Annotated in this window: 10 protein-coding genes; 7 read left to right on the forward strand and 3 right to left on the reverse strand. The window is 45.8% G+C overall.

Going from position 1 to position 9,588, the window contains the following annotated elements; translation table 11 throughout:
* Positions 1-446: 446 nt before the first annotated feature.
* Both RH45_RS02575 and ygfZ read right to left on the reverse strand, forming a co-directional pair.
* On the reverse strand, positions 447-917 hold the full coding sequence (locus RH45_RS02575; RefSeq protein WP_008073485.1) for an aminoacyl-tRNA deacylase: 471 nt from the start codon (positions 915-917) through the stop codon (positions 447-449).
* On the reverse strand, positions 910-1,878 hold the full coding sequence (gene ygfZ, locus RH45_RS02580) for a tRNA-modifying protein YgfZ (RefSeq protein WP_008073486.1): 969 nt from the start codon (positions 1,876-1,878) through the stop codon (positions 910-912). Before ygfZ ends, RH45_RS02575 begins: the two co-directional genes overlap by 8 nt.
* Before the next feature lie 228 nt (positions 1,879-2,106).
* Here ygfZ and RH45_RS02585 point away from each other — a divergent pair, with 228 nt between their 5' ends.
* Together RH45_RS02585 and RH45_RS23350 are read left to right on the forward strand one after the other, a co-directional pair.
* Positions 2,107-2,367: an FAD assembly factor SdhE gene (locus RH45_RS02585; protein WP_008073487.1), complete on the forward strand. Its 261-nt coding sequence runs from the start codon at positions 2,107-2,109 to the stop codon at positions 2,365-2,367.
* Positions 2,315-2,734 (forward strand): protein YgfX, encoded by a 420-nt coding sequence (locus tag RH45_RS23350; protein ID WP_277422218.1) that lies wholly within the window; start codon positions 2,315-2,317, stop codon positions 2,732-2,734. The genes RH45_RS02585 and RH45_RS23350 overlap by 53 nt, the downstream gene beginning before the upstream one ends.
* 17 nt (positions 2,735-2,751) lie before the next feature.
* Here the strand turns inward: RH45_RS23350 and nadB are convergent, their stop codons facing one another.
* Entirely contained in the window at positions 2,752-4,365 is a 1,614-nt protein-coding gene (nadB, locus tag RH45_RS02595; protein WP_008073489.1) for an L-aspartate oxidase, read from the reverse strand.
* Between the two features lie 441 nt (positions 4,366-4,806).
* Here nadB and rpoE point away from each other — a divergent pair, with 441 nt between their 5' ends.
* The 5 genes from rpoE (at position 4,807) to lepA (ending at position 9,400) form a co-directional block, all read left to right on the forward strand.
* A complete protein-coding gene (gene rpoE, locus RH45_RS02600; protein WP_008073490.1) occupies positions 4,807-5,385 on the forward strand; it encodes an RNA polymerase sigma factor RpoE in 579 nt (192 codons plus the stop codon).
* A 26-nt stretch (positions 5,386-5,411) separates the two neighbouring features.
* On the forward strand, positions 5,412-6,041 hold the full coding sequence (locus tag RH45_RS02605) for an RseA family anti-sigma factor (protein WP_008073491.1): 630 nt from the start codon (positions 5,412-5,414) through the stop codon (positions 6,039-6,041).
* Entirely contained in the window at positions 6,038-7,003 is a 966-nt protein-coding gene (gene rseB / locus RH45_RS02610; protein WP_008073492.1) for a sigma-E factor regulatory protein RseB, read from the forward strand. The genes RH45_RS02605 and rseB overlap by 4 nt, the downstream gene beginning before the upstream one ends.
* The gene (locus tag RH45_RS02615; protein ID WP_008073494.1) at positions 7,000-7,470 is read left to right on the forward strand and encodes a SoxR reducing system RseC family protein; all 471 of its coding nucleotides are present in this window, start codon (positions 7,000-7,002) and stop codon (positions 7,468-7,470) included. The genes rseB and RH45_RS02615 overlap by 4 nt, the downstream gene beginning before the upstream one ends.
* Positions 7,471-7,606: 136 nt before the next feature.
* Positions 7,607-9,400: a translation elongation factor 4 gene (lepA, locus tag RH45_RS02620; RefSeq protein WP_008073496.1), complete on the forward strand. Its 1,794-nt coding sequence runs from the start codon at positions 7,607-7,609 to the stop codon at positions 9,398-9,400.
* Positions 9,401-9,588: the final 188 nt, after the last annotated feature.

Below are 9,588 nucleotides of genomic sequence, written 5' to 3' on the forward strand. Positions count from 1 at the left end.
ATGTTTTGTTATAGGAACTTCACCCAAGCTCAAGTTAGCGCTTATTAAGCCAGAGCAATATGACAGATTTAAGAATAGTTGAAGTTTTTGAAGATGCGCAAAACTTAGGTAAATTATTTTGCATAAAAAAAGCCCGCTTATGCGGGCGAATAGTCACAGATGCATTACACAAAAAGTGGATGTCCTGAAACAATCAGTGGATTCACTTTTTAGTTGGAGAAGGATTTCGACCCAGAGAAAACCTAAGTTAACTCTAAATCTCATCTAAGCAAGATGACTTTCTTGCTTGAACTTTAACCAACGAAGTCAGCATAATGCAAAAACATATCTTTGACTACATATGCTTTATAAATGAATAAAAATTTAATTGTTATTGGCTATTAATTGTGATTTATGTCACTTTGCAATGAAACGAGTAAGCGTTAGTGATAACTAAAGTGCAAACTCTATCGGCAGATGTTGGCAAAGGTTGGCTGACAAAGCTGAATAAGATCATCTCGATTGAGAGCTATACCAGCCATGTTTGATCCACTACTGATGGTTAGGATCTCTTCTTGCATAATTGAGTGATCAAAAATGATCGTCATAGGGGTGCTGAGCAACAGAGGGGTGACGGTACCAATCTGGTAGCCAGTTAATGTCGCAACGTCAGCTAAGTCAACGCAAGTCATCCTTCGACAGTTGAGTAAAGCGCGTACTTTTTTAGGGTCGACAGAGCGATCCCCAGGGGCACAGGCTAGAGCATACAAATTGCCCATATCACGCAGGACGATTGACTTGACCATTTGACTGGGGCGCACACCACGCTGCTGAGCCGCATCTTCAATGGTGACCGCTGGGGTCTGATGCGGCAGCAAGCGATAGTTCACTTGCTGCTGCTCTAGGTACTTCGTGACCTTAGTTTCAAGCTCATTCATCGTCGTTAAGAGAGTATGGAAGTGCTTCGATTGACCAAATGTTCTCAGGCTGTGATTTCAGGCGCAATGGTGTGTCCGCTTCTAGGTTATTAGGCAGAACAACTAGGCCAATGGCTTGTCCGTCAGCAAATTGATAATGGGTTAGTAGGGTACCAGCACTGCGCCAGTTTTCTCCCACAGCACGCTCAATCTCTTCGCCGAGCTGAATGTCGGTCGATATCGAGCCTTTGACCATGTACATTGCGCGCTTGTTGATACCGCGATATTTCGCGCGCGCAACCGTTTCTTGGCCTGTGTAGCAGCCCTTAGTAAAGCTGATGCCACCAATCGCCTGTAGGTTTAAAGCTTGAGGAATGTGTTCAGTTTGCTGCTCTGCCCCTAGTACTGGGAGCGCTGCTTCAATATCTAATCGAGTCCATAAGGCTTCATCAACCAAGGGGGCACTAATAGAGCTGCAAAGTTGCTGGGCTGATTCTTCTGATAGCATCAGTAGCCAGCGCTGTTGATCAACCATTACGGCCGTACCACCTGGGAATGGACGCACATCGCCACGGCTTTCTGTAATAGTGTCGATGAACTGAATCGCATTTTGGCCTACCAGTCCCAGCACAATATCTTGGCTTTGAGTGATCTCTACTTTTGAGAAAATCGCGTATTTCTTTAGCTCAACTAGCTCTGCATCAATGGCAGATTTCGGTTGTAGCATTGCGTAGCCATCATTGTGGTGAAACAGACGAAATGCACTCCAAACTTTTCCTTTCGCATCACAGTGAGCGCCAAAGGTCGATTGATCTTCAGCTAACGTCACGACATCACAAGTCACTTGCCCTTGCAGATAAGACTTCTTATCTTGACCAACCATATTGATTGCTCCCCAAGACGTTAGATGAGCTAAAGCAAGCTCAGGTAAAGGGTCTTGAGTTGAAAGAGAAAGCGGTGCAAATGCGTTTTGCCATTCCATGTTAGGTACCTACGGTTCATACAATGTGACTATGTTAAATCCGAATAGGTCACAGAAACAACCTTTGGTGTTGTAAGACTATAGGCGTTGCTCACAGCTCGACTGCAAGTCATCAAAAACTTAGTCTTATTTATGCTTAGCTAGCCCGGGAGTGTGACTGACCTAATGGTTGTATTTAGGTTTGCTTGGTACACTCGGGCAAAACAACCGAAAAGGTGAGGAAGTAGAATGTACACCGCGGAAGAAAAAGCGCGTATTAAATGGGGCTGTCGCCGAGGAATGCTAGAACTCGACGTTGTTATCATGCCCTTTTTTGAGGAATGTTTTGAGTCGTTGAGTGACAATGAACAACGAGATTTTGTCTCTTTGCTCGAGTGTGATGACCCTGATTTGTTTACTTGGATCATGGGCCACGGACGCAGTGAAAATCTTGGACATGCCTCAATGGTGGATAAAATTGTCGCCCATAACCTCAGTAAAGTCCGTTAGGTTTTACTCTGGTCCATCCTTATTAGCTAAACAGGTCAATATCTTAATCTTGGTATTGGCCTGTTTGATTATTATCCTTTCAACTATTCCGCTTACTCCGAGTGCCTTGCTGCTCGCCTTTGTTGTGAATCTGTTTTTTCGCCATGGTTTTTTGGTCGAAGCGATGAACGGCGAGATTGTTCTGAAATCAAGTCAAACGCTGGAATACAACCAATCGGTTTGTAAGCTTCGCAAAGTGATTTTTAGCGTGGACTCTGTGGCATTGTTGTTGATTGTTGGTAATGGCCAGCGTTTGGTGCTTTGGCGTGATAGCCTCGATGAAGCAAGCTACCGGCACTTACTTGTGCAACTAAAAAAGGAGCCTTAGGCCCCTTTTTTCATCGGTTATTGCAGCTTTTCTGGTTCCAAGATAGTTGGGCTACTGTCTGGCGCTTGATTAGGGTAATCGAGCGTGTAGTGCAAACCGCGGCTCTCTTTACGCTCCATGGCACATCGAACCATGAGTTCAGCCACTTGCAATAGATTGCGCAGTTCAAGCAGGTTATTGGAAACTTTAAAGTTACTGTAGTACTCGTGCGTCTCTTGTTGCAATAACTGAATACGGCGCAGCGCTCGCTCCAGCCGCTTATCAGTACGCACGATTCCCATGTAATCCCACATAAATAGTCGCAGCTCATGCCAGTTATGCTGAATTACGACTTCTTCATCTGAACAACTTACTTGGCTTTCATCCCATGCTGGTAAGCTTGGTGGAAGCTCGGCACCCTCTAGTTTGCTAAGGATGTCATTGGCTGCAGACCATGCGTATACCACGCACTCTAAAAGAGAGTTCGAAGCCATGCGATTGGCTCCGTGCAGCCCGGTATAGCTTACTTCACCTATCGCATAGAGCTGGGCGAGGTCGGTTTCACCTTGGAAATTGACCATGACACCACCACACGTATAGTGAGCGGCGGGCACCACCGGGATAGGCTCTTTGGTCATATCAATACCGAGATCAAGCAAGCGGGAGTTGATCGTCGGGAAATGTTTTTCAATGAAATCTGCTGGCTTGTGACTGATATCTAAGTACATGCAGTCGGCACCGAGACGCTTCATTTCAAAGTCGATCGCTCGCGCAACGACATCACGCGGAGCAAGCTCTTCACGCTCGTCGAAATCAGGCATAAAGCGAGAACCATCAGGACGGCGTAAATAGGCACCTTCGCCACGCAGCGCTTCAGTAAGCAGGAAGTTTCGTGCCTCCGGGTGATATAGACACGTAGGATGAAATTGATTGAACTCCAGGTTTGCCACTCGGCAGCCAGCGCGCCAAGCCATTGCAATACCATCACCTGAGGATACATCTGGGTTTGAGGTGTATTGATACACTTTAGATGCACCACCTGTAGCGAGCACCACAAATTTAGCGCGTACTGTTTCGACGTGCTCTTGATTACGGTTCCAGATGTAGGCACCGACAATTTTTTTCGCGTCACCGCCCACCTTGTCTTCGGTAATTAAGTCCAGCGCATTATGGCGCTCTAAAACCGTGATGTTTGGGTGATTATTGACGTTGTCCTGCAGCGAGGTTTGCATCGCCATGCCTGTTGCATCGGCGGCGTGCAAAATGCGACGATGGCTATGACCCCCTTCACGAGTCAGGTGATAACGTGGTGCGTCATCACTGTCATCCTCTTCGCGGTCAAATGGAACGCCACCATCAATCAGCCATTGAACGCATTCTTTTGCATTCTTGGCGATAAACTCGACAGATTCTTTTTCACAGATGCCGCCACCTGCGATTAATGTATCTTGGACGTGCGATTCAATGCTATCGGCTTCATCGAATACTGCTGCGATCCCCCCCTGCGCATAGTAAGTCGCCCCTTCACTACGCGGGCCCTTACTAAGGACGATGACTTTGCCATGTTTTGCTACACGTAACGCCAAGGATAGACCGGCTGCGCCACTACCTACCACTAATACATCACATTGATGTTCACGGTTTGCGTTCATAAAACTTTTAAATTCCCGAGTTAAAGTGTTCTACCATCTCGCTGACTTCCTGCTATCTAAACGAAATAGTGAACAAAGAGCTTTCCCGCTCTCAATAAATCAATAATTGCAAAAGTGACTCTGAAAATCGGAGTCAATTTACTATGGTATCATTTGCTCTTGGCCAAGTAACCCTTGTCCGAAGTGGTATAACGTCTGTCATAGCCATGCAATAGTTTGTAAATGGCATTGCATTTATGACCTGTCGTCTCCACAATTCGGTTAACCCGGCCTTAGCTTCATCACTTGCACTAAAATTAGTTTCAAGAAAGTTTGAACTTTATAATTTTTGTTAGGTCACAATAGTGCTCTAGTAAGCAGTGGTGTCAAGACTACATTTTGCATAATTAAAGCTCATATCTGCGAGGATAAGAGCGAAAAACAATAGGAGTACCCGCTCGAATGAACGAGCAGCTGACCGATCAAGTTTTAATTGAGCGAGTTCAGAATGGGGATAAGCAAGCTTTCAACCTGTTGGTGATGAGATACCAAAATAAGGTTTGTAATCTTATTTCCCGCTACGTCAATAACCCTGGTGACGTGCCAGACGTAGCACAAGAAGCATTTATTAAGGCGTATCGAGCCATTCCTAGTTTTCGGGGCGAAAGTGCCTTTTATACTTGGTTATATCGAATCGCAGTTAATACTGCTAAAAACTACATCGTCGCTCAAGGTCGCAGACCGCCAGCACAAGATGTAGATACTGAAGAAGCTGAATATTACGAAACTGGAAGTGCACTGAAAGAAATTTCGAACCCTGAGAACCTAACGTTGTCCAAAGAATTGAAACAAGTAGTTTTCAGTGCAATTGAAGCACTTCCAGATGATTTAAAGACCGCAATGACGCTGCGAGAGCTAGATGGCTTAAGTTATGAAGAAATTGCGGCGGTGATGGATTGCCCTGTTGGAACGGTACGTTCGCGTATCTTCCGAGCTCGTGAAGCGGTTGAAAAGAAAATTCAACCTCTTCTGCAACGCTAATACCAGTAACAGTAACGGTGAAAATAATGGCTGATAAAGAGAAGCTTTCAGCACTCATGGATGGAGAGTTGGTCGATAAAGCTCTAATTTCCGATATGGAGCACGACCAAGATAGCCTGCAAACCTGGAAAAATTACCATCTCATTGGAGATGTAATGCGTGGTGACGCACCGGAAAAACCGGAGTGGAATATCGCTGAAAGTGTCGCTCTAGCGCTCGAAAATGAACCAGCGCATTCTACCTATACAGCAACAAGCACAGTTGTGGAAATGGACGAACATCGCGTTGATGAGTCGCAACCCACACCACAACAAGCTCGTCGCCAGTTACCTGCTTGGCTGAGCCAATTTGGTCAAGTCGCTGTAGCCGCATGTGTATCGCTAGCGGTTATCTTAGGTGTTCAACAGTACGGTGGTAGCGATCCCGCAGCACCTCAAGCGGACCAGCTTCCTGTTTTGCAGACGATTCCATTTGCTGGAAGCGCAGAGCCGGTAAGTTTGACTCGCTCATCGGTTGAAAAACCAAATCCAGCTAGCCAAGCTGATATTCAGGAGCAACGTCATCGTATTAATGCGATGTTACAAGATTACGAACTGCAACTACGCTTAAACAGTGAGAATGTAGAAAGTGGTCTTCCAGAAACGGTAGTTGAATGAGAAAATTTCTGTTCAGTGTGCTGACACTGTTCAGTTTGAATACAACCCCAGCCTTTGCAGAGCAAACTTCTGCAGAGGCTTTGTTGCATCAAATGAACGAAGCAAGTCAGCATCTCAATTACGAGCTGTCTTATATTCTAATCAAGAAAAACAGCATCGAACCCTTGTTGTATCGCCATGCTCGACTTGACGACCAACAACTTGCACACCTTGTATACCTAAGCGGTCCAGTACGAGAAGTCATTCGACGTGGCGGAGAAGTCAGCTACATCGAGCCCGGAGTGGAGCCGTTCACCATTGAATCCTCGAGCATGGTTGCACCGACCATCCCTTTGTTGAATAACGATGTTGACGAGCTCAGTGAGTTCTATGATTTTATTCAGGTTGGACGCGCGCGAGAAGCTGGAGCTGCCTGTCAGGTGCTGCGTGTGGTTCCTAAAGACGGATTACGCTATTCCTATGTTTTATGGGTCGATGAAAAAAGCAAGTTGCCGTTACGTGCTGATCTATTAGACCGTGACGGAGAAGTGCTAGAGCAATATCGCACCATAGCTTATAGCGTGAATGATCAGATTGGAGCCATCTTAGGTGGCTTGAATGACGTTAAGCTACCAGAGGTATTATCGTTACCTAAAGGTCAGGTTAAACAATCATTCTGGCAAGTAAACTGGATCCCTAACGGCTTCGAACCAAAAGAGCTTAACCGCTATCGTATGGTAAATACCGATCGCATGGTCGAGAGCCAGATGTACAGTGATGGTTTATTCAATTTTTCAGTGTATGTTGCAGACAGCGATAACTTATCCTTGAAAGGTCAGTTAGTTCGCCAAGGCCGACGAACCTTACACAGCTTGGTCCATGGTAAGCTTGAAATTTCGGTGATTGGCGATATTCCTCCAGCGACAGCGAAGCGGATTGCCCAATCTGTGGTACTTTCTCAACCTGAGGTTTCAACACCATGATGACCGCTCTTGCCACCGTTTCTGAAGTGAAAGCGACTGCAAAAGGGTTTGCTGTTGAGCTTAGTTGTGAACAGCAAACCAGTTGTAGTAGTTGCTCGTCACAAAAAAGCTGTGGCACGGGGATCGTATCTAAGGCCGTTGGTAATAAGTCTCTCCATTGGCAATTGCTCACGGATAAAGTGGTTAAAGCCGGTCAAGTCGTTGAAATTGGCTTACCTGAAAAGAGCCTATTGCAGTCGGCTGCGGTGGTGTATCTGATTCCACTGTTTTCCTTAATCTTGGGTGCGGCTGTTGGCCAGTGGTTGTTTGCCCCTTTATTCGCTGGTGGAGAAGGTATTGTTATTCTCGCGTCAGCACTGTGTACTTTTGCGGGAATTATTCTGGCGAAAAGAATCGCAGCAAATCTTGAATCTGACTCCTCTCAGCAGGTTAAGTTGCTTAGGGTGCTAGGGGAGCCAATTAGCTAGTGCGCAGAGCTCAGAAATTGGGTAGAATCTGCCAACTTGATTGAAATGCCGTCAAACGACGGCTTTTCTATACCCGGGCAAAGCGGCTACGGGTATCTATTGTCCCTAATTTATAAGAGTTTAGTCACCCCAAATCATGAAGCACATTCGTAACTTTTCGATTATCGCCCACATCGACCATGGTAAGTCGACCCTATCTGACCGTCTAATTCAAGTTTGTGGTGGCTTAAGCGACCGTGAAATGGCAGCGCAGGTTCTGGACTCCATGGATCTAGAGCGTGAACGTGGTATCACTATCAAATCTCAGAGTGTGACACTGAACTACACGGCAAAAGACGGTGAAACTTATCAGTTAAACTTCATCGATACTCCTGGACACGTTGACTTTGCATACGAAGTATCACGCTCGCTTGCTGCGTGTGAAGGTGCTCTGCTAGTTGTCGATGCCGGTCAGGGGGTAGAGGCGCAAACTCTTGCTAACTGTTACACCGCAATCGAAATGGATCTTGAGGTTGTGCCAATCCTAAACAAGATTGACCTTCCAGCGGCAGATCCAGAGCGTGTGGCAGAAGAGATCGAAGAAATCGTGGGTATCGATGCGATGGAAGCGACTCGTTGTAGTGCGAAAACGGGCATTGGTGTGGATGATGTACTAGAAAACATTGTCTCTGCAATTCCTGCTCCAGAAGGTGATCCTGAAGGACCACTACAAGCACTGATCATTGACTCTTGGTTCGACAACTACCTTGGCGTTGTCTCTTTGGTTCGTATTAAAAACGGCGAACTGAAGAAGAATGACAAGATCAAGGTAATGAGCACAGGTCAGGTTTGGGGTGTTGACCGTCTTGGTATCTTCACACCGAAGCAAGTTGATACTGACATTCTACGCACTGGTGAAGTAGGTTGGGTTGTTTGTGGTATCAAAGACATCCTAGGTGCACCTGTAGGTGATACGCTAACACTAGCGAAACACGGTTGTGAAGAAGCGCTACCGGGTTTTAAGAAAGTAAAACCTCAGGTGTACGCAGGTCTGTTCCCAGTATCTTCTGATGACTACGAAAACTTCCGTGATGCATTAGGCAAGCTAAGCCTTAACGATGCCTCATTATTTTATGAACCAGAGAACTCAGCTGCATTAGGCTTTGGTTTCCGCTGTGGCTTCCTTGGTATGCTACACATGGAGATCATTCAAGAGCGTCTAGAGCGTGAGTACGATTTGGACCTTATCACAACAGCGCCAACGGTAGTTTACGAAGTCGAAGAGACTAACGGAAACTTACTCTACGTTGATAGCCCAGCGAAGCTTCCTGCGGTGAATGATATTGAAGAGATTCGTGAGCCGATTGCGCGTTGTAATATCCTGGTACCTTCAGAATACTTAGGTAACGTCATTACCCTATGTGTTGAGAAGCGTGGTGTTCAGGTTGATATGGTTTACCACGGTAACCAAGTTGCTGTGACTTACGATATCCCAATGGCTGAAGTGGTTCTTGATTTCTTTGACCGCTTGAAGTCAACTTCGCGTGGTTACGCATCACTGGATTACAACTTCCAGCGCTTTGAAGCATCAAACATGGTTCGTGTTGATGTACTGCTTAACGGCGATACCGTTGATGCGCTTGCTATGATTACGCATAAAGATCAGTCGCAAACTCGTGGCCGTCAGCTTGTCGAGAAGATGAAAGAATTTATCCCTCGTCAGATGTTTGATATTGCGATTCAGGCTGCAATTGGTAACCACATCATTGCTCGTTCGACAGTGAAACAGCTACGTAAGAACGTTATCGCCAAGTGTTACGGTGGTGACGTGAGTCGTAAGAAGAAACTACTGAAGAAGCAGAAAGAAGGTAAGAAACGTATGAAGCAGATCGGTAACGTTGAACTGCCTCAAGAAGCCTTCTTGGCTATTCTTCATGTCGGAAAGGACTAGAGTTGAACCACTCTGATTCTGGTCTGTCATAAGACGTTAGATAATAAAATAAGTGAAAGGGTCTCGGCTCTTTCACTTTCGTATTTTTGAGATAAGGGAAGTCAATGGCGAATACATTTTCACTCATCCTTGTGATTGTAACTTTAGTCACTGGTATTGTTTGGGTGCTAGAAAAGCTGGTTTTTGCT

Source organism: Vibrio sinaloensis DSM 21326, from assembly GCF_000189275.1.
In the GTDB taxonomy this organism is placed as follows: domain Bacteria; phylum Pseudomonadota; class Gammaproteobacteria; order Enterobacterales; family Vibrionaceae; genus Vibrio; species Vibrio sinaloensis.